Genomic DNA, 21,608 nt, shown 5'->3' on the forward strand with positions numbered 1-21,608 from the left:
TATCGCCACAAGAGGTGAGTTCCATGGCCTGGCCGGACGACTGCCGTGGCCGGGGACGTCTTCCGCGGCCGGAGACGACTTCCGCAGCCGGACGGGCGCGCCGCCCCTATGGGAAGGCGCGCCCGCTCACGGGACGAGGACCGGGCGCGGCACGTTCCTGGGGTGGCCGGGGCGCTTCCACTCCCTCGGGTAGCCGACCGACACCTCCTCGAAACGCACGCCGTCGTGCCAGGTGGTCCGGGGGATGTGGAGGTGGCCGTAGACCGCCACGGCGGTGTTGAACCGGCGGTGCCAGTCCGCCGTGCGCTCCGTCCCGCACCACTGGGCGAACTCCGGGTAGCGCAGGATCCTGGTCGGTTCGCGGAGCAGGGGCCAGTGGTTGACCAGGACGAGCGGGACGTCGGGGTCGCACTCCGCGAGGCGTCGCTCCGTGAGGGCCACCCGGGCCGCGCACCAGTCCTCGCGGCCCGCGTACGGGTCAGGGTGCAGGAAGAACTCGTCGGTGCACACCACCCCCGCCTCGTAGGCCTGCTCCAGCGACTCCGCCTTGTTCGCGGCGGTCGGCGTGCGGAAGCTGTAGTCGTACAGGAGGAAGAGGGGCGCGACGCGGACCGGGCCGCCGTCGCCCTCCCACAGGGCGTACGGGTCCTCGGGGGTCAGCACGCCGAGGCCGCGGCAGACGTCGACCAGGTACTCGTACCGCTCGACGCCCCGCAGCTGGACGGGGTCCTCGTTCGGCGTCCACAGCTCGTGGTTGCCCGGGCTCCAGATGACCCGGGCGAAGCGCTCGCTGAGCGTCCGCAGCGCCCAGGTGATCTGCTCGGACATCTCCCCCACGTCACCGGCCACGATCAGCCAGTCGCCGTCCGACGTCGGGCGGAGCTCTTCGACGATCCGCCGGTTCTCCTCGTGGGAGACGTGCAGGTCGCTGATGGCGAGGAGCTGCGGCCGACGATCAGAGGGATCGACGTCCACGGATAACGTCACGGATGGAGTCACGGATCGCGTCACGGATGACCTCTTTCTCTCGGACAGCGCCCTCTCCGGCGGTGTCCACTCGGGCGGCGTCCACTCAGGCGGCGTTCCCTCAGGCGGCGTCGGGGCGGCTCGCGATGATCACGGTGGCGTCCAGCTCGTCGTCGGTGGCCACCCGGGCGACGAGCCCGGCGGCGGAGACCGCGGCCACGGCCTCGTCGGCCTGCCGCTCGCTCGTCTCGAACAGCAGGACGCCGCCCGGGGCCAGCCACTCGCCGGCCTCGGCGACGACGCGCCGCAGGATCTCCAGACCGTCCACTCCCCCGTCGAGCGCCACGCGCGCCTCGTGGTCGCGGGCCTCGGAGGGCAGCAGCTCGATCTCCACGGTGGGCACGTACGGGACGTTGGACAGCAGGACGTCCACGCGGCCCTTCAGCCCGGCGGGCAGCGCCTCGAAGAGGTCGCCCTCGTAGACCTCGCCGCCGGCCGGAGTCACATTTCGCCGGGCGCAGGCGACGGCGGCCGGGTCGACGTCCGCTGCGTGCAGCTCGACCTCGCCCAGGGCAGCGGCGAGCGCGACACCCAGCGCACCGGAGCCGCAGCACAGGTCGACGACGACCGCGCGCTCCGGAGCGAGCTCCGCCGCCTGCTGGACGAGCGCCTCCGTACGCCGCCGGGGTACAAAGACCTCGGCGTCGACCTCGATCCGCAGGCCGCGGAACTCCGCGTAGCCGACGACGTGCTCCAGCGGCAGCCCGACGACACGCCGCTCGACCATCGCCTCCAGCTCCGCGGCGTCACCGGCCGCAGCCATGATCATCTCCGCCTCGTCCTCGGCGAAGACGCACCCCGCGGTCCGGAGCCGGGTGACGATGGCGGATGCGGAGTGGTCGAGCGAAGGAACGGACATGGAGGCCTTTCGAGCAACTGCAACGGCAACTGGAACGGCAACGGCAACAGCTGCAAGCACAGCAACGGAGATCAACGACGGACGTCCACATTATCCGACGAACCCATCTCGCCCTTTGCTCGCACCAGTTGCGGTCAGGGCTCGATGAGGCCGACGCGGATGGCGTAGCGGGTGAGTTCGAGGCGGTCGCGCAGGCCTAGCTTCTGAAGCAGGTTGGCCCGGTGACGCTCCACCGTCTTGGGGCTGATGACGAGGAAGTCGCCGATCTCCTTGGAGCTGTGGCCCTCCGCGACGAGCTTGAGGATCTCCTCCTCGCGCTCGGTGATGGGCCGGTCCGGGATCCGGCCGCCGGAACGGACGCTGTCGAGGTAGGTACGGACGAGGGTGGTCTCCGCACCGGGGTAGATGAAGGGTTCGTCGCGCAGCGCGGCGCGGCAGGCCTCGACGAGGTCGCGGTCGGCGACGGATTTGAGTACGTAGCCGGAGGCTCCGGCGCGCAAGGCCTCGAAGAAGTACTGCTCGTAGTCGTACATGGTCAGCATCAGGATCCGCAGCCCCGGCCGGATGCGGGCGAGTTCGCGGGCTGCCTGGAGGCCGGTCCGGCGGGGCATGGCGATGTCGAGGACGGCGAGGTCGATGTCGAGGCTGCGGGCCTGGGCGACGGCCTCCGCTCCGTCGGCGGCCTCGGCGACCACGGTGAGGTCCGGTTCGGAGTCGAGGATGAGCCGTACACCGCGGCGTACGAGGGTGTGGTCGTCGGCGAGCAGGATGCGGGCGGGTCCTGCGGCGGGCTGGGTCATCGTGCGGCCTTCGTCGTGTCGGCGATGTCGAGTCGGACCTCGGTACCGCCGTGCGGGCGAGCGCCGACGAGGAGTTCGGCGCCGATCAGCAGGGCGCGCTCGCGCATCCCGCGGATGCCGGCGCCCTCGGGCGCCTCACCGAGGCCGTGTCCGTCGTCGCGGACGAGCAGTCCGGTGCCGCCGCCGGGCAGGGGCCGCAGGTGCACCTCGACGCGGGTGGCGCCGGAGTGGCGGGCGGCGTTCGTCAGGCCTTCCTGGGCGACGCGGTAGAGGACCAGTTCGGTGGCCGCGTCGAGGTGGGGCAGGCCCGGGGTGATGTGCGCGGTGACGCCCAGGCGCGGGGTGGTGAACTCGGCGGCCAGGGAGCGCAGGGCGCTGTGCAGGCCGAGTTCCTCCAGGACGCCCGGGCGCAGCCGGCGGGCGATGCGGCGGATCTCGTCGAGGCTGGCGCGGGTGGTCTCCTGGGCCTGGTGCAGGTCGGTGCGGAGCGGTTCGGGGGCGCGGTCGGCGGCGTACTTGAGCTGGAGGAGGACGGCGGTGAGGGTCTGGCCGATCTCGTCGTGGAGCTCCTGGGCGATGCGCCGGCGTTCGGCCTCCAGGGCGGTGAGCACCCGGCCGCTGCTGGTGGCCCGCTCGGCTTCGAGGCGGTCGAGCATGGCGTTGAAGGTCTGGGTGAGTGCGGCGACCTCGCCGTCTCCGGTGACGGCCGGGCGGGCCCCGGGCTTGAGGAGGTCGGCGGTGGCCATGGCCCGGTTCAGCCGGGCGAGCGGGGCCAGTCCGACCCTGAGGAGCACCGCGTTGACGACCAGCATCGCGACCAGCCCGCCGAGCAGGACGAGGGCCTCGCCGAACAGGACCGGGGTGGAGACCGTGACCGGCCCGAGGAGCAGGGCCACCGCGATGGCCAGAACGCCGGTGTTCAGGAGGAAGATCCGCCAGTACAGCGACACGGCCGCATACACCTTTCCAGCCGGTCTCTCCCAGCATCCGTCATGACCTCATGGCCTTCACGGCCCTCACGGCCTCGATGACTCTGAATGACTCTGAATGACTCTGAATGACTCTGAATGACCTTACGGCCGTCCCGTCTCCATCCTCACGCCGGCGGAACGCGGCCGTCCATCCGTGCCGACACCCATATTTCGGACACACGGAAAGTGGCACGATGAGCCCGCCGAGCGGCGCCTCCTGCCCTGCCTGAGCTCGATGGTTCGCCGCGACGGCACCTCGTAGAGACGAACCCGAACGAATCCAAGGGGGGACGGCTGTGCCGGCTTCACGGATGAGCACCACACCACTGCCTGGCATCGGGGTGCAGTACGACCTCACCACCCGCGAGCACCGCCACCTGTCCGTGGTCGCGCACCGCGACGGAACACGGACGGTGAACGTCTACCGGGCCGACGACCCGGACGCCTGCGCCCAGTCGCTGCACCTGACCGGCGCGGAGACGACTTCGCTGATCGACGCGCTGATGCCCGCGCACCACAGCCCGAGCCTGCTGCACACCACCGATCTCGGCCTGGTTGCCGAGCGCATCGAGCTGTCCCCGCACTCGTACTGGAACGGCCGGGTGCTGGGTGAGACCCGGATGCGTACGGAGACCGGCGTCTCGATCGTGGCGGTACTGCGCCGGGCCGAGGCCCGGCCCTCCCCCGCGCCCGGTTTCCGCCTCGCGGGCGGGGACACCCTCATCGTCATCGGCACCCGCGAGGGTGTCGACGCCGCCGCGGCGATACTCGGACGGGAGTGATCGCCTGTGCACTCCGCTGTCTTCCTGATCGAGTTCGGCGCGATCATTCTCGGCCTGGGCCTGCTGGGCAGGCTCGCCGGCCGCTTCAAGTTCTCCCCCATCCCCCTCTACCTGCTCGCCGGGCTCGCGTTCGGTACGGGTGGACTGCTGCCGATGGGCGCGAGCGAGGAATTCGTGGCGATCGGCGCCGAGATCGGCGTCATCCTCCTGCTGCTGATGCTGGGCCTGGAGTACACCGCCACCGATCTGGTCTCCAACCTCAAGACGCAATACCCGGCCGGTCTCGTCGACTTCGGCCTGAACGCCGTGCCCGGGGCGGTCGCCGCCCTGCTCATGGGCTGGGGCCCGGTCGCCGCCGTCGTCCTGGCCGGAGTCACCTGGATCTCCTCCTCCGGCGTGATCGCCAAGGTGATGGGCGACCTGGGGCGGGTCGGTAACCGCGAGACCCCGGTCATCCTCAGCATCCTGGTCCTCGAAGACCTCGCGATGGCCGTCTACCTGCCGATCGTCACCGCCCTCCTCGCCGGCGTCGGCCTCGCCGCCGGCAGCGCGACCCTGGCCATCGCCCTCGGCGTCGCCGGAGCGGTCCTCTTCGTCGCCGTGCGCTACGGGCGCCACATCTCCCGCTTCGTCTCCAGCGACGACCCCGAGAAGCTCCTCCTCGTGGTCCTCGGGCTGACGCTGCTCGTCGCGGGCATCGCCCAGCAGCTCCAGGTCTCCGCGGCCGTCGGCGCGTTCCTCGTCGGCATCGCCCTGTCCGGTGAGGTGGCGGAGGGCACGCACACCCTGCTGAGCCCGCTGCGCGACCTGTTCGCCGCCGTGTTCTTCGTCTTCTTCGGCCTGCACACCGACCCCGCCAGCATCCCGCCGGTCCTGCTGCCTGCCCTGGCTCTCGCCCTGGTCACGGCGGGTACGAAGATCGCCACCGGCTACTGGGCGGCGAAGCGCGCAGGCGTCGGGGTCAAGGGTCGCTGGCGCGCCGGCGGCACGCTCGTGGCCCGCGGCGAGTTCTCCATCGTGATCGCCGGCCTCGCCGTCAGCGCCGGCATCGAACCCGCCTTGGGTCCGCTCGCCACCGCGTACGTCCTGATCCTCGTGGTGATCGGACCGCTCACCGCCCGCTACACCGAACCCGCGGCCACCTGGATCACCGGCCGCCGCACCCCGTCGGGCCCGCTCCTGACCGAGGTGCCTTCCCCGGCGGCGTCCCGGGAAGACCTCAAGGACCAGGACCAGGACCAGGCCCAAGATCCGGACCCGGACCCTGCCCAGGACCCGGTGGGCCGCGCGTAGGACGAGGACGACGAGGACACGGGAAGACAAGGAAAGGAGCGGGGGGCCACCCACGTCACAGGGGTTTGCCACGTCCATGCCCCGGGCTGCCGTGTCGCCGGCGGCTTGCGTCGAGGAGATGCACCACGAACGCGGCCATGATCAGACCGGCCGCCGGCGCCGGCGCACTGGGGGGCGGTCGGTCTTCAGGCGCGAGGCCTTCGGGCGCATCGAGTCGCGCCCTCACCGATATCGGGTCAAGCTCATCCATGTGTGCCCTTTCGGGCGGAATCGCTCGGTAGCGGTCCGTCGGGAGGGGCATCGGACCGAGGAGGCGGCAGTGGGCGAGCTCATCGTCATCGGATACGACGACCCCGACGTGGCCGGCAGAGCGTTCGACACGGTACGGGAACTCCAACGGGACTACGTCGTGCACCTCAACGGCCTCGCGGTCGTCGAGATCGACGAGGACGGACAGACCCACGTCGACTCGGACAGCCGTGTCATGGGCGCCACCACGGCCACCGGAGCCGTATGGGGCGCGATCTTCGGCCTGCTGTTCCTCGTCCCCGGGCTCGGCCTCCTGACCGGAGCCGCGATCGGTGGTCTCGTGGGCAGGCTGAGCAGATCCGGCATCGACGACCGATTCCGTCAACAGGTGGGGGATCTGCTGAAACCCGGATCCGCCGCCGTCGTGATCATGGCTTCCAAGGTCACCGACGACAAGTTCACGGCGGCGATGCAGCAGCACGGCGGCACCGTCCTCAAGACCTCGCTCAGCGACGAGGACGAGAAGGAACTCTCCGAACAGCTCGCCGGCCCGCAATAGCGGGGCCCCGCCGCACCGGGCCCCCACCAGCTCCACGGGCGCCTCCTCCATCCCTCCCCTCCCCCCGACCACCAGGAAGGCATCCGATGGATCCCCAGCTCACCTCGGACCAGCTCGCCGAGCTGCGTCGGCCCCGGCCCTATCCCGCACTCTCGCTGCTGATGCCGACCCACCGGCGCGAGCCGGGGAACGCGCAGGACCCTGTGCGTCTGCGCAACCTGGTGGCCCAGGCGGAGAAGGCGCTGGAGAGCGACCCCGACGTGCCGCGCGAGCGGCGCACGGAGATGGTCGACCGGCTGAGGCGAGCCGTCGCCGAGCTGGATCCGACCCACGCGCAGGACGGTCTGGTGATCTTCGTGGCCCAGGGCGAGCACCACGTATGGTCGGTCGCCCGGACCGTGCCCGAGCGTGTGGTGCTCTCCGACACCTTCCTCACCCGCAACCTCGTGGCCGCGCAGGCAGCCGAGCAGCCGTACTGGGCGCTTGCCGTGGCCGCCGACCGGGTCTCCCTGTGGGACGGCAGCCCCGAGCAGGTCACCGAGTACTCAGGGGACGGTTTCCCGCTCGCGCGGAGCCTGGAGGACCCGGACGCCGAGCGCAAGCAGCGTATCGGTGACCTGCCCAGCACGTTCCAGGACGAGGCCACCCGCCACTTCCTGCGCGAGGGGCACGACGGGCTGCGTGCCGTCCTCGCCGGCGCACCCCGCCCGCTGTACGTGATCGGGTCGGCCGCCGCACTCGCGCTCCTGGAGGAGCTCGGCCCGCTGGGCCCGGGCGCGGTCACCGTCCAGCACGGAGGGCTCGCCGACGGGCCGGCCGGTGCCGTCGCCAAGGCCGTGGAGCCCGTGCGCGCCGCCCGCGAGGCGGCCTCGACGGCCACGATCGCCGCCGAGCTGGAAGCGGCACGCGGCCGACGGGAGTTCGCGGGCGGACTCGACGAGGTGTGGCAGGCCGTGCAGGAGGGGCGGGTGCGGCTGCTGGCCGTCGAGGAGCACTACCGGACCGTCGTACGGGAAGAGGGAGGCCACCTGGAGCCCGCGGACGCCGGCCAGCCCGGGGCGCGGGACGACATGGTCGACGAGATCGTCGAGCAGGCCTTGGAGAGGGGGGCCGAGATCCGCTTCGTACCCGACGAAGCGCTGGCCGGCCAAGGGCACATCGCCGGAGTGCTGCGGTACTGACCGCCTCTCAAGGGTCCGGTCCCGGGACGCCACGACCGAACCCTGCACGACCACCGACACCACCCGTGACACCACCCGTGATCCCCCTACCGAGAAGACACGACCGTGAATCACTCACCCGAGCGGCTCAGCCGCCCGGTCCGTTCTCGCGCCGCGACCGCGGCCGCCGCCGTCGTCCTCGTCGCCCTCGGCACGACAGCCGTCGTCGCCTGCGACTCCGGCGGCGACGACACGAGCGGACCGACCTTCAGCGAACGCCCGACGCCACCCGTCACCGAGTCCTTCAGCGGAGCACCGCCCTCCGCACTCGCCTCCTCGGCCTCCGAAGCCGTCGAGTCCGCCCGCGCGTCCGCCTCGTCGGCCGCCGCGTCCGCGTCCGCCAGGGAGGCGTCGCGCAAGGCCTCGATCGGGACCGAGATCGAACGCTCACGCCAGGCGGCCGAGGACGCGTTGAAGGACGTGCAGGGCCGGGGGAACGCCCTGGACGAAGTGGCGCTGACCGGCAAGCCCCGCGCTGATACCGGCGGCGTCACGACCGCCGTCGTCAGCATCACCAACAAGACGCAGGACACCGCCTCGTACGCCGTCCAGGTCGACTTCATCGACTCGGCGGGCAAGGTCGTCGAAACCCAGTTCGTCGGCGAGGAGGATCTCGCTCCCGGCGAGCGCCGACAGCCCTTGGTCATCAGCCGGCAGCCGCCCGAGCCCGTCCTCACAGCGAGGCTCACCAAGGCCCAGCGGTACTGACCGCCCTCTCACAAGGAGATTGCGCATGTCCGAACTCATCGTCCTCGGCTACGAGGACCGTGCCGTCGCCGACAAGGCGTTCGCCGAGGTGCAGCGGCTGACCAAGGATCACGTGGTCGAACTGTCCGGACTCGCCGTCGTATCGGTCGACGAGGACGGCAAGACCCATGTGGACACACCGGCCAGGACCGAGGAGATCGCCATGTCGGCCACCGCCGGCGCTCTGTGGGGCATGGTCTTCGGCATCCTCATCCTCACCCCGGGGATCGGCGTCGTGGGTGCGGCCGCCGGAGGGCTGATCGGCAAGCTCCAGCAGATGGGGGTCGACAACAAGTTCCGCAAGAAGGTCCAGGAGCTGCTCCGGCCCGGCTCGGCCGCCGTCGTGATCATGGCCACGAAGGTCACGGAGGACCGGTTCGCCGCCGCGATGGGAGCCTTCGGCGGAGAGGTGCTCAAGACCTCGCTCTCCGAGGAGCGCGAGCGGGAGCTCGCGGAGCAGCTGGCCGGCTCCGAGACGGCTGCCTGACACGCTGCCTGACGCACTGCCCGACGCGTTCTGTTCGCGCACGAAGTGGCCGGGTCCCACCGGGACCCGGCCACTTCGTGCCACTTCGTGCCGCCGCCTGCGCGTCAGAACGTGACCGGCTCGCGGACCAGGGGGCAGGTCATGCAGTGGCCGCCGCCGCGGCCGCGCCCCAGCTCGGCACCGACGATCGTGATGACCTCGACACCCGCCTTGCGCAACAGCGTGTTCGTCTGGGTGTTGCGGTCGTACGTGAAGACGACGCCCGGCTCCAGGGCGACGGCGTTGTTGCCGCTGTCCCACTGCTGCCGCTCCGAGGCGTAGACGTCACCGCCCGTCCCGATCACCCGTAGCTGGGGCAGGCCGAGGGACTTGGCCACCACGTCCACGAACGCGGCACCGCCCTCGTCGGTGATCTCGACGCCCGGCGCCTTGTCGGACGGCCGCAGGGAGAAGGTGTGCACGGCGTCCATGATCTTCGGGTAGAGGGTGACGACGTCGCGGTCCGCGAAGGTGAAGACGGTGTCGAGGTGCATGGCGGAGCGAAGCTTCGGCATGCCGGCGACGACGACGTGCTCGGCCGCACCGTTGTCGAAGAGTGCACGGGCGACCTGGGTGATGGCCTGACGGGAGGTGCGCTCGCTCATGCCCATGAGGACGACGCCGTTGCCGACCGGCATGATGTCGCCGCCCTCGAACGTGGCCTGACCCCAGTCCTGTTCGGGGTCGCCCCACCACACGGTGGCTGCCTTGTAGTCCGGGTGGAAGGTGTAGATCGCCTTCATCAGGAGGGTCTCGCCGTGCCGGGCGGGCCAGTACAGCGGGTTGAGGGTGACTCCCCCGTACAGCCAGCAGGTCGTGTCACGGGTGTAGAGGGTGTTGGGCAGCGGGGGCATCAGGTACTCCCGCGCGCCGACGCCCTCCCTGGCGAGCGCCACGTATCCGGAGCGGAAGTCGTCCGGCAGATCGGCGGTGGACAGGCCGCCGATGAGGAACTCGGCGAGGTCGCGCGGGGCGAGGGACTCGAGGTAGGCGCGGGTGTCGTCCACCAGGCCGAGCCCGACCTCGTTGGGGACGATCTTCCGGTCGAGGAGCCATTTCCTTGCCTCGGGGAGGGCCATGGTCTCGGCGAGGAGGTTGTGCAGTTCGACGACCTCGACGCCCCGCTGGGTGAGCTTGTTGACGAAGTCGGCATGGTCGCGCTGGGCGTTCTCCACCCACATGACGTCGTCGAAGAGCAGGTCGTCGGAGTTGCCCGGGGTGAGCCGGCGATGGGCGAGTCCCGGGGAGCAGACGAGCACCTTGCGCAGGCGTCCGACCTCGGAGTGAACGCCGAGGGCGGGGGTCGCGGCACCAGCACCGGTACGGGTACCGGTACCGGTCTCGGGGAGGGTCATGAGCAGCCTTTCCGGTGAAGCGGCGGGTACGAGAGGCTCGATGTGCGGGACGGGCGGGGGCCCGGCAGGTCACAGTTCGATCCAGCCGACGGCCAGGGCGACGATGCCGACGACGGCCCCCACGACGGAGACGGCGCAGATGAGGGCCTCCTTCGGGGAGAACAGGCGCCGGTTCTGTTCCCGGCGGGCCTTGACGAACAGGAAGGTGGCCGGGGCGTAGATGATGAAGGAGACGAGGACGAACTTGAGCCCGGCCGCGAAGAGGAGGAACGCCGTGTAGACGGTCGCGAGGACGGCGACGACGAGTTCCCACCGGGTGCTCCGCCCCACGACTCTCTCCTGCTGGGGCCGCAGGGCGATCTTCACGGCGAAGGCCGCGGCCAGCAGGAACGGGATCAGGCTCAGGGCGCTGGTCAGGTCGAGGGCGAAGCCGAACGCGTCGTCGGAGAAGGCCGTGACGACCAGGACGACCTGGCTGAGGGCCGTCGTCATGAGCAGGGCCGGGACGGGTACGTCGTCCCCGCTCGACCGCCCGAGGAAGCGGGGCATGTCCTCGTCCTTGGCTGCGACGAACAGGACCTCCGCCGCCATGAGGGACCAGGCAAGGTAGGCGCCCAGGACGGAGATGATGAGGCCGACGCTCACGAAGGCCTTGCCCCAGGTGCCGACCGCCGCCTCCAGGACGCCGGCCATGGAGGGCTGGCGGAGCTCGGCGATCTCGCTCATGGGCAGGATGCCGTACGACACGATGGTGACGGAGGCGAAGATCGCGAAGACGCTGAGGAATCCGAGCAGGGTCGCCCGCCCGACGTCCTCCCGACGCTTGGCGTGGCGGGAGTAGACGCTGGCTCCCTCCACGCCGAGGAAGACGAACACGGTGGCCAGCATGGTGCCGCGGACCTGGTTGAAGAGTGAGCCGGCGTAGTCCTCGCCGCCGAAGTTGTCGGCGAACACGGACGGCTCGAAGTAGAAGAGGGCCAGGATGACGAAGACGATGATGGGGACGAGTTTGGCGACGGTCACGATCCTGTTGATCGCCGTCGCCTCCTTCACGCCTCGGCGGATGAGGAGGAAGAAGCCCCACAGTCCGACGGACGACAGGATGATGGCGAGGGCGGTGTCCCCGTCACCGAGGGCGGGCGCGATGGCGCCGACCGTCGACATGATGAGCACCCAGTACGTCACGTTGCCGACGCACGCGCTCGCCCAGTACCCGAAGGCGGAGAAGAAGCCCAAATACTCCCCGAAGCCGGCCTTGGCGTACGCGTAGACGCCCGCGTCCAGGTCCGGCCGGCGCACGGCGAGGGCCTGGAAGACGAAGGCGAGCATCAGCATGCCGAGACCCGCCACCGTCCAGGCGATCAGCGCGCCCGCGACACCGGTCTCCTGCGCGAAACGCCGTGGCAGTGAGAACACTCCGGCACCCACCATGGAGCCGACGACCATCGCGGTGAGCGTCAGCAGGGTGAGTTTCGCGGTCGGTGCCGACGGCGCCGCTCCGGTGTCGTCGTGAGTGTCGGCTCGGGCCATGTCGTTCCTCGTCGAAGCGCTCGAACGCTGCGGCACCGGCATCGGCCCGCCTCATGATCTCCGAACTTATGCGTATCCGAACCGTTTGTCCTGCGGGAGTCGGCCGTACCGCCCGCACGCCGGTCAATGGGAGCGTTCGGTGGGTGGCCTAGAGTGCGACGGTGCCGTCATACAGCATTGGGCAGGCAGCGCAGCTGCTCGGAGTGAGTTCGGAGACCGTCCGCCGGTGGGCGGACGGCGGCAAGTTGGCCATGGAGCGGGACGGCTCCGGCAAGCGGGTGATCGACGGCGCGGCCCTGGCCGGCTTCGCGCGGGAGCGGGGCGCCGGATTCCATGCCGTCCCGGAGGACGACGTGCCCACGTCCGTCCGGAACTCCTTCGTGGGGATCGTCACGGGGGTACGGGTCGACGACGTGGCCGCCCAGGTGGAGGTCCAGGCGGGCCCGCACCGGCTGGTCTCGCTGGTGACGCGTGAGGCCGTGGAGGAGCTGGGGCTCGATGTCGGGGTCACGGTGACCGCCCGGGTGAAGTCGACGAGCGTGCACATCGACCTGCCCTGACCGCTTCGGGCGCGTGGGTCGTCAGTGGCAGAGCAGTGCCGTCAGTGGCAGAGCAGTGCCCGTCAGTGGCAGAGCAGCGCCGCTCGCAGGTCCGCCTTGTGCTCGAGCCGCGACAGGTCCCGGCCGGTGAGGGTCTCGATGCGTTCGACGCGGTAGTGGACCGTGTTGACGTGGACGTGGAGGGCCTCGGCGGTCCTCGCCCACGAGCAGTCGTGCGCCAGGAAGACCTCCAAGGTCTCCATGAGCATCGTGCCCGGCCCTCGGCCGGCGCCGAGGAGCGGTCCGAGGACCGTATCGCGGTACACGTTCCGTACGTCGACGGGGATGCAGGCCATCAGCTTGCCCAGCCCGTCGAGGTCGTCGACTCCGGCCACGCGAGGGCACGCACGACACCGGGTTTGTGGACGGTGGTGGTGCCGTTGCCGAACTCGGCGGTGCCGACGGCGACCAGCGGCGGCGACGGGCACCACGCCGTCCTGTCGTGGGCGGAGATCGACGGGGACTTCGGCAACGCCCCCGTGCCGCTCGCGACCCGCATGGACGACGCGGACCTCGACACGGCCGGCGCCCAGCTCGTCGTCCCCTCCGACCGCTGCGGCGCCCGCTGTGTCAGCGCGGTGACCGGGATCTGGATCGGCGCGCACCGACTCCCCGGAACCCCACAGTCCAAGGACCGAGACCGCCGGACAGTCCCCCTCATCCCTTCCTCCAACCCCCTCGCATTCACCATGGAGACTCGCACTACGTTGTTGCAGATGAGCACGAAAGCGCCCTACCGTGTCGCATATGCAGTCCCACACCCTCGACCGGGCCGGGAGACCGACCGGGTCGCGACCCATCGCGACGAGAGCGGCCGGCGTGTGATCGGGCGGGGACTGGAAGTCGGCATGCGGGCCACCGCCCGCGTGAAGTCGACCGGCGTGCACATCGAGCGCACCTGACCCCTCACGGAGTACCGAGAGACCTCGGCCGTCGGCGCGGCCGGCCTCGCACCGCACCTTCCGTTCCTCCTCAAGGAGTTCAGACCCTCGTGTTCCTCACCGCCACCAGACGCCGTACGGCCGCGTCCGTCCTCACCGCCGCCCTCCTCGTCCCGCTCGCGGCCTGCTCGTCGGAGGACGACACCAAGAAGGACACCAACGGCTCCCCCGCCTCCGGCTCCGCGAGCGCGGTACCCAAGGCGAATCTGACGGTCCTCGCCGCCGCCTCGCTCACCAACGTCTTCAAGACGGCGGGGGCCGCGTACGAGAAGGCCCACCCCGGCACGGAGATCACCTTCTCCTTCGCGGGCTCGCAGGAGCTGGTCGCCCAGGTCTCGCAGGGTTCGCCCGCCGACGTCCTGGTCACGGCCGACACCAAGAGCATGGACAAGGTCAAGGCCGACACCGGCACGCCGACGGTCATCGCGAAGAACCGCCTGGTCATCGCCACCGGCGAGGGCAACCCGTTCAAGATCGATGCCCTGGAGGACCTCGCGGACACCAAGCTCAAGGTGGTCCTCGCCGCCCCCGAGGTACCGGCCGGCAAGTACAGCAAGAAGATCCTCGACGCCCAGGAGATCACGGTGAAGCCGGTCTCCCAGGAGCCCAGCGTCCGCGCCGTGCTCAGCAAGGTCGAACTGGGCGAGGCCGACGCCGGCCTCGTCTACAAGACCGACGCCGACAGCGCCAAGGACAAGGTCGACGCCGTCGAGATCCCCGACACCCAGAACGCCATCGCCCAGTACCCCGCGGCCACCCTGAAGGACTCGAAGAACACGGAGGCCGCCACCGCCTTCGTCACCTGGCTGTCCTCCCCCGAGGGCCAGAAGATCCTCCAGGACGCCGGCTTCCAGAAGCCGTGACCGCCCGGAGCCAATGATCGCGAGGGACTGCCCGGATCGGGGGAACGGGCAGCCCCCCGACTTCCCGCCCGGCGACATGATTCCGGACCACCCCTGAAAGGCCCTCATGCCACCTGCTCCCCAGTCGGCCGGCCGGCACGAGCGGAACAAGCAGGTCGAGCTCGACCGCATCTCCGCCGCGACCCGTGAGCCGTTTGCCGATCGCGGCGTCGACGAGGTCACCAACCAGCAGATCGCCGACGAGGCCGACATCGGCACTGCCACGTTGTTCCTGGCCGCCAAGACCAAGGGCGAGCGCGAGATGGTCTTCGGTGACCCCACTGAGCCCCGTCACCAGCAGGCCCTGGCGGTCACCGCGCGCACCGAGGAGGCCATCGCCCACATGGGCCGTGCCGGGCGGCTCAACGAGAGCGATGTCGCGACGCTGGCGCGCGTCGCGTCCGCCGTACTCTTCCTCGCGCGGGCCGCGAGCGTGAACGCGACCGCGAGCGTCGACGAGGTCCCGCGTGACATCCGGGACCAGCCGGTGGTCGTACTGCCGCGCCGGCGCCGGTGACGCTCCGACTGGCAGCGCCACCGCCGGCCGGGGGGTGATCACAGCCCCTCGCGGTGCCCGAAGTGTTCGACTGCGGGTGCGACCGGCGCGCACACGCCGCACGGTGCCAGGGGCTTTGACCCCGGTCAGCCGGCTTCCGTCAGGGCCGCGTGCGCGGCGGCGAGGATCTCCTCGGAGAGTGGGGAACCCGCGGTGGCCCGGGACAGCACCAGCGCACCGAACAAGGTGCACAGCCGGGCGATGCCGTCCTCGCCCTTCCCGGCGGCCCCGACCGGGGCGAGGAACGCGGCAAAGTCGGCCACCCCCTCGGTGTAGGTGCGACGGGCCTCGCAGTCCTCATCTCCGCGTGCGACGTCGACGGCGAGGGCCGCGACCGGGCAGCCGCCCGCCGGGTCGTCACGGTGCTCGACGGAGAGGTAGGCGTCGATCAGGGCCCGCTGAGCGGTATCCCGCCGCCCGTCGTACTGCTCGAGCCCGGCCGTATGGCGCCGGGCGAGCTCGGCGAAGGCGTGGGCGGTCGCCTCGTCGACGAGCGCCTCCTTGGAGGCGAACTGCTTGTAGAAGCCGCCGTGGGTCAGGCCGGCCGCCTTCATGAGGTCGGCGACGCTCACCTGGGTGCCCTGCTCCCGGAACAGCCGGGAGGCGGTGTCCACCACCCGCCTGCGGTTCTCCTGCGCCTGCGCCTGCGATACGCGGCCCATGGCCACCTCCCATTTGGATGTCGACTGGCATCTATCGTATCCCCATGTTTAGATTGGGTTCGTAATCTAAACATGGGGCGTGCGACTCGACGGCGCCCGCCGAAGACCAGGAGCAGGCATGGAACTGAAGAACGCGGTCGCGGTCGTCACCGGCGCCAACCGGGGCCTCGGGCGGCACCTGGCCGCCCAGCTCGTGGAGCGCGGCGCGAAGGTGTACGCGGCGGCCCGCCGCCCCGAGACGGTCGATGTGCCGGGCACCGTCCCGCTGCGCCTCGACGTGACGGACGAGGCGTCGATACGGGAGGCCGCCCGCATCGCGTCGGACGCGACCCTGCTGATCAACAACGCGGGCATCTCCACCGGCGCGACGCTGATCGAAGGCGACACCGATGAGGTGCGCCGGGAGATGGAGACCAACTTCTACGGCCCGCTCGCCGCGACCCGCGCCTTCGCCCCCGTCATCGAGGGCAACGGCGGCGGCGCCGTACTCAACGTCCTGTCCGCCCTGTCCTGGTTCCACCCTGCCGCCCTCGGCTCCTACGCCGCATCCAAGGCCGCCGCCTGGGCACTGAGTGACGCGACCCGCGACGAGCTGGCGCCCCGGGGCATCGCCGTCTCGGCGCTGCACGTCGGCTACATGGACACCGACATGGCCGCCGGCGTGCCCGCCGACCAGAAGGTCGCCGCCGCCGACGTCGCGGCCCAGGCCCTGTACGGCATCGAGACCGGCCTGCCCGAGATCCTCGCCGACGAGACCAGCCGGTACGTCAAGCAGAGCCTGTCCGCGGCGCCCCAGCCGAACGCAGGCTGACGCTCACCCCGCCACCGCGGCGCGCCCCCTTCCCACCCCTCGCGCAAGGACCTTTCATGCGTTGTACGACCTTCGGGCGCCTGACCGGACTGCGCGTGTCCGAGTACGCGCTCGGCACCGCGGACTTCGGCACCGGCTGGGGCGCGGGCGCCGAGCCGGACGAGGCACGCCGGATCTTCGACCGGTTCGCCGAGGCCGGCGGCACAACTCCTGCGCGGGCTCGACGACCTGGTGGGGGAGACCGGCGTGACACCCGCCCAGGCGGCGGTGGCCCGGGTGCGCGAGCGCGCCGCAGTACACCCGACTGCCCGAGGTCAGCGCGGTGCCGCTCGGCGCGCCCCACGAAGGGATCGGCGCCTCCCTGGACGGCCTCCAGGGAGGCTCGGCCGACCGCGTCACCGCCCCTGACGTGCCGGTGGCCTGACGGGTGAACGCCACTGAGGACGCGGTGCGCCCAGCCGCAGCCAGGAAGACAACACGAACTATCTCGTACCGGGAGAAGCCCGGGGCGAGCACAGATCCCGGCCCCTTCCAGGGACGGGACACGGAACGGAGACGACGATGAGGGCCTTCATGGTCGAGAAGTACGGCGGCCAGGCGGGGATGCGCGCCGCCGAAATGCCCGACCCGCAGGTGGGCGCCGACGACGTCCTGGTCAAGATCCACGCGGCGAGCGTCAACCCGCTGGACCTCAGGATCCGCAACGGGGACTTCAAGGCGGTCCTGCCCTACCGTCTCCCCCTCGTCCTGGGCAACGACCTCGCCGGAGAGGTCCTGCAGGTCGGGTCCTCCGTCACCCGCTTCGCGGTGGGTGACGAGGTCTACGCCCGGCCCGACAAGGACCGCATCGGCACCTTCGCCGAACTCCTCGCAGTCCACCAGGACGACCTGGCGCCCAAACCCGTCACCCTCACCATGACCGAGGCCGCTTCCCTGCCCCTGGTCGCCCTGACCGCATGGCAGGCACTGGTCGAGCGCGCCCGCGTACAGCCGGGCCAGAAGGTCCTCGTCCACGCGGGCGCCGGGGGTCTCGGCTCCTTCGCCGTCCAGCTGGCCAAGGCGCTGGGCGCTCATGTGGCCACCACCGTGAGTACCGCCAAGGTCGACCTGGTGAAGGACCTCGGCGCGGACGTCGTCGTCGACTACCGCACGCAGAACTTCGAGGAGATCCTCGACGGCTACGACGTCGTCCTCGACAGCCTCGGCGGCGAGATCCTCGCCAAGTCCCTGCGCGTTCTCAAGCCCGGCGGCCTGGCTATCTCCGTCGCGGGCCCGCCCGACCCGGCCACCGCCCGCGAACTCGGCTCGAACCCGGTCCTGCGTCTGGCCATCACCGCCCTCAGCGCCAAGACCCGGCGCCGGGCGAAGCGTCTCGGTGTGACGTACTCCTTCCTGTTCATGAAGGCCAGCGGTGGCCAACTGCGCGAACTCGCACCGCTCCTCGACTCCGGGAAGATCCGCCCCGTCGTCGACACCGTCTTCCCGTTCGTCGACACCCTCCACGCCATGGAGTACGTCGAGAAGGGCCGGGCGAAGGCCGGCAAGGTCGTCGTCTCCATGACGTAGGGCAGACCCGCCGGCACCGACCAGCTCCACCAGCTCACCGTCCATGCCGGGCAAGGCGTGATGCGCCTGGTCACGGGGCTGGCGCCGGCTTCGGCAGGGCCGTCATCAGCCCCGGCGGACCCGCCGCCACCCCGCGGCGGGCGACCAGAAACACACCGGGAGAAACCATCATGAGCAGCACCGGCACCCCGAACGAACCCGTCATCACCTCGTACGCCCACGCCCCGACCCGCACCGTCACCGCCGGCGAGGTCACCTACGCTTTCCGCGAGCTGGGACCCAAGGGCGGCGTCCCCGTCGTGTTCTTCGTGCACCTCGCCGCGACCCTGGACAACTGGGACCCGCGCATCGTCGACCCCCTCGCGAAGGGCCGTCACGTCATCGCCTTCGACCAGCGCGGTGTCGGGGCCTCCACGGGCCAGGTGCCGGACAGCATCGAGGCGATGGCTGATGACGCCTACACCTTCGTCACGGCGCTCGGCTTCGACAGGATCGACGTCTTCTCCTTCTCCCTCGGTGGCTTCATCGCCCAGGCCCTGGTGGTGAAGCACCCCGAGCTCGTCCGCAGACTCGTTCTCACCGGCACAGGACCCAAGGGCGGCAAGGACATCGACAAGGTCGCCGCCATCACGTACCAGGACATGCTGCGCGCCACCCTGACCCGGCTGGACCCCAAGGAATTCCTGTTCTTCAACCGCAACACCACCGGCAAGCTCGCCGCGCGCGCGTTCGTCAACCGGCTCGAAGAGCGCACTGCCGGCCGCGATGCGAAGATCAAGATCAAAGCGTTCCGGACGCAGCTGAAGGCGATCAAGAAATGGGGGCGCTCCACCCCCGACGACCTGTCGCAGCTCGCCCAGCCCACCCTGATCGCCAATGGCGACAACGACCGCATGGTGCCTTCGGTCCTCTCCGAGGACCTGCACCGACGCATCAAGGACAGCGAGCTGATCATCTACCCCGACTCCGGCCACGGCGGCATCTTCCAGCACCACCAGCAGTTCGCCCCCCTCGCGGTCGAGTTCCTCGCCCGTTGACCTCTGGCGAACTCCACCACTGCACGTGTCGGCGAGAAGAGCAGCACCAGGAGCGCCTCATCGTCCGCCGCTCAGCCGGGCGTGGAGAAGAAGCACCTCACTTCCTCGATCCTGCTCCGGGTACGCACCGACCAGCCCCGTCAGACCGGCATGGATCACTGGAAGGGACCGCACTCAGGGATCATCTCCGCCACCCCGGGCCTGGAGGAGTACCGACAGATCCACCTCGCCGAGCACAACCCGGGCCGGTGGCCGGCGACCGACGGGGTGCAGACCTCGATCCCGGCGGACCGGAAGATCGACGGCGCCTCCGAGGTCACCTTCCGATCGGCGCTTGCGCCCCTGAAAGGGCGTAAGCAGACGAAGCTGGCCCACGCCGACGAGATCAACGTGTTCCGCCGCACCCTGAGTACCGCTGCGGCGGTGATCACTCCCCGGATCACGGATGCCGCCCTGGAGTGCGGTGCTCTCCCGGCTGCGAGGCGAGCCCGTCCCACAGGCTCTCGCATCATCGCCAGCGCCTCGGCCGAAAGGTCCCTGCTTGAGGCATTGCGAGAACTGGCGCCGGCTGCCTCGGGCGAATTGTGTTCAGTCGGACCGGGTGGGGGCTCGTAGTTCGATCTTGTAACCGCCTTCTGGGGTGGGTTCGGCGGTGAGGGTGCCGTCGAGCAGTTCGGCGCGTTCTCTCAGGCCGATGAGGCCGTGGCGGGCGCTGGGCAGGGCGACGGTCGGGCGGCTGGGGGCGGTGTTGGTGACGGTGACGCCGAAGTGGTGCGCGTCGTGCCGGAGGCGTACCTCGGCGCGGGCTCCGGGGGCGTGCTTGCGTACATTGGTGAGGGCTTCCTGGACCGTGCGGTAGACGGTGCGCTGGGCGGTGGTGCTGATGCCGGGAGGAAGCTCTCCGGTCAGGGTGGTCTCGATGCCGCTGTTGGCGATGAGCTGCTGGAGGTCGGCGAGGGTGGGCTGGGGGGTGAGTTCGGTCGCCTTGCCGCCGGAGGCGCGGAGCAGGGTGACCATGTGGCGGAGTTCGTCAAGGGTGTTCGCGCTCAGGGTGCGGATGGTGCGCGCGGCCTCGCGGGCGTCGGGGTCCTTGGCGGCCATCTGCAGGGCTCCGGCCTGGACGGCGATGAGGCTGACCTGGTGGGAGACGACGTCGTGCATCTCGCGGGCCAGCTGGGCACGTTCGCGGGCGAGGACGGTCTGGGCGTAGAGGGCGCGTTCGTGTTCCCGGGCCTCCTCGACCTCGACGAGCTGGCGGGCCACGTCGTGCCTGGCCTGCACGAGTTGGCCGAACAGGACGGGGGCGAAGGCCGTGGCCAGGGTGTAGACGAACTGGACGAGTGTCCAGGTCCGGTCCCCGTCGAACGCGTCGGACAGCGGCCAGGCGAGCGTGCCCGCAGCGGCGTTCAGCAGCGCGCAGCCGGCGAGCAACGGGCGGCTGCGGGTGGACGCGGCCAGTGTGTACAGGGCGGCGATCGGGGCGACCGCGACGTCCATGAACAGGGTCATGGGCAGGGTCAGCAGGAAGACGGTCAGCGGGAAGCGCCTGCGGAGAAACAGGCCGGCGGAGCCCACGGCGGCGCAGGCCCACATCACAGGGGTGCCCTCGCCCAGGAGGTTGATCCAGGCGTCGAGTGCGGCCAGCATCACGAGCCCCGTGTCGACGGCCCAGGGCGGTACGGGCCGCCACCATGCCCGGCCCGCGCTCATCGTCCTTTGTCCCCTGCCGTGTTGTCGTCGTCGTGGGTGAGCAGTCCTGCGCGCTCGGCGAGCAGTGCCGCCCGGACACGGCTGGTGACCCGCAGCTTGGTCAGGATCGAGCTGACGTGGTCCTTGACGGTGCCCGCGCTCAGGTGGATGCGGGTGCCGATGTCGGCGTTGGAGAGTCCTTCGGCGACCAGGACGAGGACGTTGCGTTCCCGATCACTGAGGAGGCCGACGCGTGCGACGTCCGAGTCCTGGGGTGCTCCGGCCCCCGGGTGGCTGCGGAGCAGCGCGCGTGATGCCTTCGGCGACATGACGATGCCGCCCGCGGCCAGGGTGCGGACCAGCTGGGCGAGCTGTTCGGGCTCGGTGTCCTTGAGGAGGAAGCCGGAGGCTCCCGAGCGCAGGGCGGTGAGGATGTACTCGTCGGTGTCGAAGGTGGTCAGCATGGCCACGTGCGGCGGTTCGGGCAGCGTCTGGATCTGCCGCAGCACGGTCAGACCGTCCACGTCCGGCATGCGGATGTCGAGGAGCACGACGTCCGGCAACTCGCGCCGGACCACGTCGGCCGCCTGCGCCCCTGCCGCTGTCGCCACGACCTCGATGCCGTCGGACGCGTTCAGGATCATCTGGAAACCGGACCGCACCAGGGCCTCGTCGTCCACCACCACTACCCGGATCACCGGCGTCCCGCCTCACACTCTCGTCCGCGCTGTCCCGCTGCTCGGCGACCCGTAGACCCGGGGGCTTCGCGTGCTCGTACGGGTCCGCCTGACGTCGACCGTACGTCCGGCAGGGTACGTGGTGGCGTGATCACCCAAGGACCGTGGACACCCGGCGGGTCGGCTCCAACCGTTCGGGGGGTGCGCTCCCGCCGGTCGGCAGGCCGGAGGGCGAGGCTCGGCGGATGGCG

The 21,608-nt window shown here is 70.6% G+C and carries 24 protein-coding genes and 2 pseudogenes; 15 read left to right on the forward strand and 11 right to left on the reverse strand.

All coding sequences use genetic code 11. From position 1 onward, the window contains the following. Positions 1 to 126: 126 nt before the first annotated feature. The 4 genes from DEJ46_RS09400 to DEJ46_RS09415 all read right to left on the reverse strand — a co-directional run bounded on the left by DEJ46_RS09400 (position 127) and on the right by DEJ46_RS09415 (position 3,635). Positions 127 to 987, reverse strand: coding sequence for a metallophosphoesterase family protein (locus DEJ46_RS09400; RefSeq protein ID WP_150265153.1), 861 nt, complete (start codon positions 985 to 987; stop codon positions 127 to 129). Between the two features lie 100 nt (positions 988 to 1,087). Then, on the reverse strand, positions 1,088 to 1,885 hold the full coding sequence (locus DEJ46_RS09405) for a putative protein N(5)-glutamine methyltransferase (protein ID WP_150265155.1): 798 nt from the start codon (positions 1,883 to 1,885) through the stop codon (positions 1,088 to 1,090). A gap of 134 nt (positions 1,886 to 2,019) precedes the next feature. Beyond that, entirely contained in the window at positions 2,020 to 2,685 is a 666-nt protein-coding gene (locus DEJ46_RS09410; RefSeq protein WP_150265157.1) for a response regulator, read from the reverse strand. Continuing rightward, positions 2,682 to 3,635, reverse strand: coding sequence for a sensor histidine kinase (locus DEJ46_RS09415; RefSeq protein WP_150265159.1), 954 nt, complete (start codon positions 3,633 to 3,635; stop codon positions 2,682 to 2,684). Before DEJ46_RS09415 ends, DEJ46_RS09410 begins: the two co-directional genes overlap by 4 nt. A gap of 332 nt (positions 3,636 to 3,967) precedes the next feature. On the opposite strand from DEJ46_RS09415, the gene DEJ46_RS09420 reads away from it, so the two are divergent. The 6 genes from DEJ46_RS09420 to DEJ46_RS09445 all read left to right on the forward strand — a co-directional run bounded on the left by DEJ46_RS09420 (position 3,968) and on the right by DEJ46_RS09445 (position 8,993). Further along, a complete protein-coding gene (locus tag DEJ46_RS09420; protein WP_150265160.1) occupies positions 3,968 to 4,438 on the forward strand; it encodes a cation:proton antiporter regulatory subunit in 471 nt (156 codons plus the stop codon). Between the two features lie 6 nt (positions 4,439 to 4,444). After that, complete coding sequence (locus DEJ46_RS09425) at positions 4,445 to 5,731, forward strand: cation:proton antiporter (RefSeq protein ID WP_150265162.1); 1,287 nt, start codon at positions 4,445 to 4,447, stop codon at positions 5,729 to 5,731. A gap of 319 nt (positions 5,732 to 6,050) precedes the next feature. Then, a complete protein-coding gene (locus tag DEJ46_RS09430) occupies positions 6,051 to 6,539 on the forward strand; it encodes a DUF1269 domain-containing protein (protein ID WP_150265163.1) in 489 nt (162 codons plus the stop codon). Between the two features lie 86 nt (positions 6,540 to 6,625). Beyond that, positions 6,626 to 7,720: a chemotaxis protein gene (locus tag DEJ46_RS09435; RefSeq protein ID WP_150265165.1), complete on the forward strand. Its 1,095-nt coding sequence runs from the start codon at positions 6,626 to 6,628 to the stop codon at positions 7,718 to 7,720. A gap of 105 nt (positions 7,721 to 7,825) precedes the next feature. Next, positions 7,826 to 8,467, forward strand: a complete 642-nt coding sequence (locus DEJ46_RS09440; RefSeq protein ID WP_150265167.1) for a hypothetical protein — start codon at positions 7,826 to 7,828, stop codon at positions 8,465 to 8,467. Positions 8,468 to 8,492: 25 nt separating this feature from the next. Beyond that, positions 8,493 to 8,993, forward strand: a complete 501-nt coding sequence (locus DEJ46_RS09445; protein ID WP_150265168.1) for a DUF1269 domain-containing protein — start codon at positions 8,493 to 8,495, stop codon at positions 8,991 to 8,993. A gap of 104 nt (positions 8,994 to 9,097) precedes the next feature. Here DEJ46_RS09445 and DEJ46_RS09450 read toward each other — a convergent pair whose 3' ends face one another. After that, positions 9,098 to 10,387, reverse strand: coding sequence for an arginine deiminase (locus DEJ46_RS09450; protein ID WP_150265170.1), 1,290 nt, complete (start codon positions 10,385 to 10,387; stop codon positions 9,098 to 9,100). Positions 10,388 to 10,456: 69 nt separating this feature from the next. Further along, positions 10,457 to 11,917, reverse strand: coding sequence for a basic amino acid/polyamine antiporter (locus tag DEJ46_RS09455; protein ID WP_150265172.1), 1,461 nt, complete (start codon positions 11,915 to 11,917; stop codon positions 10,457 to 10,459). Between the two features lie 161 nt (positions 11,918 to 12,078). On the opposite strand from DEJ46_RS09455, the gene DEJ46_RS09460 reads away from it, so the two are divergent. Continuing rightward, positions 12,079 to 12,477: a molybdopterin-binding protein gene (locus tag DEJ46_RS09460; protein WP_150265174.1), complete on the forward strand. Its 399-nt coding sequence runs from the start codon at positions 12,079 to 12,081 to the stop codon at positions 12,475 to 12,477. 62 nt (positions 12,478 to 12,539) lie between these two features. Here DEJ46_RS09460 and DEJ46_RS40885 read toward each other — a convergent pair whose 3' ends face one another. Both DEJ46_RS40885 and DEJ46_RS39080 read right to left on the reverse strand, forming a co-directional pair. Beyond that, a complete protein-coding gene (locus DEJ46_RS40885; RefSeq protein ID WP_411757733.1) occupies positions 12,540 to 12,851 on the reverse strand; it encodes a PucR family transcriptional regulator in 312 nt (103 codons plus the stop codon). After that, on the reverse strand, positions 12,812 to 13,015 hold the full coding sequence (locus DEJ46_RS39080) for a hypothetical protein (RefSeq protein ID WP_190622522.1): 204 nt from the start codon (positions 13,013 to 13,015) through the stop codon (positions 12,812 to 12,814). Before DEJ46_RS39080 ends, DEJ46_RS40885 begins: the two co-directional genes overlap by 40 nt. Here DEJ46_RS39080 and DEJ46_RS39785 point away from each other — a divergent pair. From DEJ46_RS39785 to DEJ46_RS09480, 3 genes and pseudogenes are all read left to right on the forward strand, one after another. Next, positions 12,921 to 13,118, forward strand: a pseudogene (locus DEJ46_RS39785) (molybdopterin-dependent oxidoreductase); the annotation flags it as partial. The gene DEJ46_RS39080 and the pseudogene DEJ46_RS39785 sit on opposite strands and share 95 nt — an antisense overlap. 389 nt (positions 13,119 to 13,507) lie before the next feature. Then, positions 13,508 to 14,320: a molybdate ABC transporter substrate-binding protein gene (gene modA, locus DEJ46_RS09475; RefSeq protein WP_150274267.1), complete on the forward strand. Its 813-nt coding sequence runs from the start codon at positions 13,508 to 13,510 to the stop codon at positions 14,318 to 14,320. A 106-nt stretch (positions 14,321 to 14,426) separates the two neighbouring features. Then, entirely contained in the window at positions 14,427 to 14,876 is a 450-nt protein-coding gene (locus tag DEJ46_RS09480) for a TetR family transcriptional regulator (RefSeq protein ID WP_150265175.1), read from the forward strand. Between the two features lie 125 nt (positions 14,877 to 15,001). Here the strand turns inward: DEJ46_RS09480 and DEJ46_RS09485 are convergent, their stop codons facing one another. Beyond that, positions 15,002 to 15,577 carry a TetR/AcrR family transcriptional regulator gene (locus DEJ46_RS09485; protein ID WP_150265177.1) on the reverse strand — a complete coding sequence of 192 codons (576 nt, stop codon included), beginning with the start codon at positions 15,575 to 15,577 and terminating at the stop codon, positions 15,002 to 15,004. Positions 15,578 to 15,695: 118 nt separating this feature from the next. Between DEJ46_RS09485 and DEJ46_RS09490 the strand changes: the two genes are divergently transcribed. From DEJ46_RS09490 to DEJ46_RS39795, 5 genes and pseudogenes are all read left to right on the forward strand, one after another. Beyond that, complete coding sequence (locus DEJ46_RS09490; protein WP_150265179.1) at positions 15,696 to 16,388, forward strand: SDR family oxidoreductase; 693 nt, start codon at positions 15,696 to 15,698, stop codon at positions 16,386 to 16,388. A gap of 56 nt (positions 16,389 to 16,444) precedes the next feature. Further along, positions 16,445 to 16,594: pseudogene (locus DEJ46_RS39790) on the forward strand (aldo/keto reductase); the annotation flags it as partial. Positions 16,595 to 16,949: 355 nt separating this feature from the next. Continuing rightward, positions 16,950 to 17,954 (forward strand): NADP-dependent oxidoreductase, encoded by a 1,005-nt coding sequence (locus DEJ46_RS09500; RefSeq protein ID WP_150265180.1) that lies wholly within the window; start codon positions 16,950 to 16,952, stop codon positions 17,952 to 17,954. A gap of 170 nt (positions 17,955 to 18,124) precedes the next feature. Then, positions 18,125 to 18,991 (forward strand): alpha/beta fold hydrolase, encoded by an 867-nt coding sequence (locus DEJ46_RS09505; RefSeq protein WP_150265182.1) that lies wholly within the window; start codon positions 18,125 to 18,127, stop codon positions 18,989 to 18,991. 81 nt (positions 18,992 to 19,072) lie between these two features. Beyond that, positions 19,073 to 19,606, forward strand: coding sequence for a hypothetical protein (locus tag DEJ46_RS39795; protein WP_223834577.1), 534 nt, complete (start codon positions 19,073 to 19,075; stop codon positions 19,604 to 19,606). On the opposite strand, the gene DEJ46_RS09515 is transcribed toward DEJ46_RS39795, so the two are convergent. Both DEJ46_RS09515 and DEJ46_RS09520 read right to left on the reverse strand, forming a co-directional pair. Then, positions 19,580 to 20,701 carry a sensor histidine kinase gene (locus tag DEJ46_RS09515; protein WP_150265184.1) on the reverse strand — a complete coding sequence of 374 codons (1,122 nt, stop codon included), beginning with the start codon at positions 20,699 to 20,701 and terminating at the stop codon, positions 19,580 to 19,582. The two genes, DEJ46_RS39795 and DEJ46_RS09515, sit on opposite strands and share 27 nt — an antisense overlap. Then, positions 20,698 to 21,378, reverse strand: coding sequence for a response regulator (locus DEJ46_RS09520; protein ID WP_150265186.1), 681 nt, complete (start codon positions 21,376 to 21,378; stop codon positions 20,698 to 20,700). The genes DEJ46_RS09515 and DEJ46_RS09520 overlap by 4 nt, the downstream gene beginning before the upstream one ends. Positions 21,379 to 21,608 lie beyond the last annotated feature (230 nt).

Source organism: Streptomyces venezuelae, from assembly GCF_008642375.1.
Taxonomy (GTDB): domain Bacteria; phylum Actinomycetota; class Actinomycetes; order Streptomycetales; family Streptomycetaceae; genus Streptomyces; species Streptomyces venezuelae_G.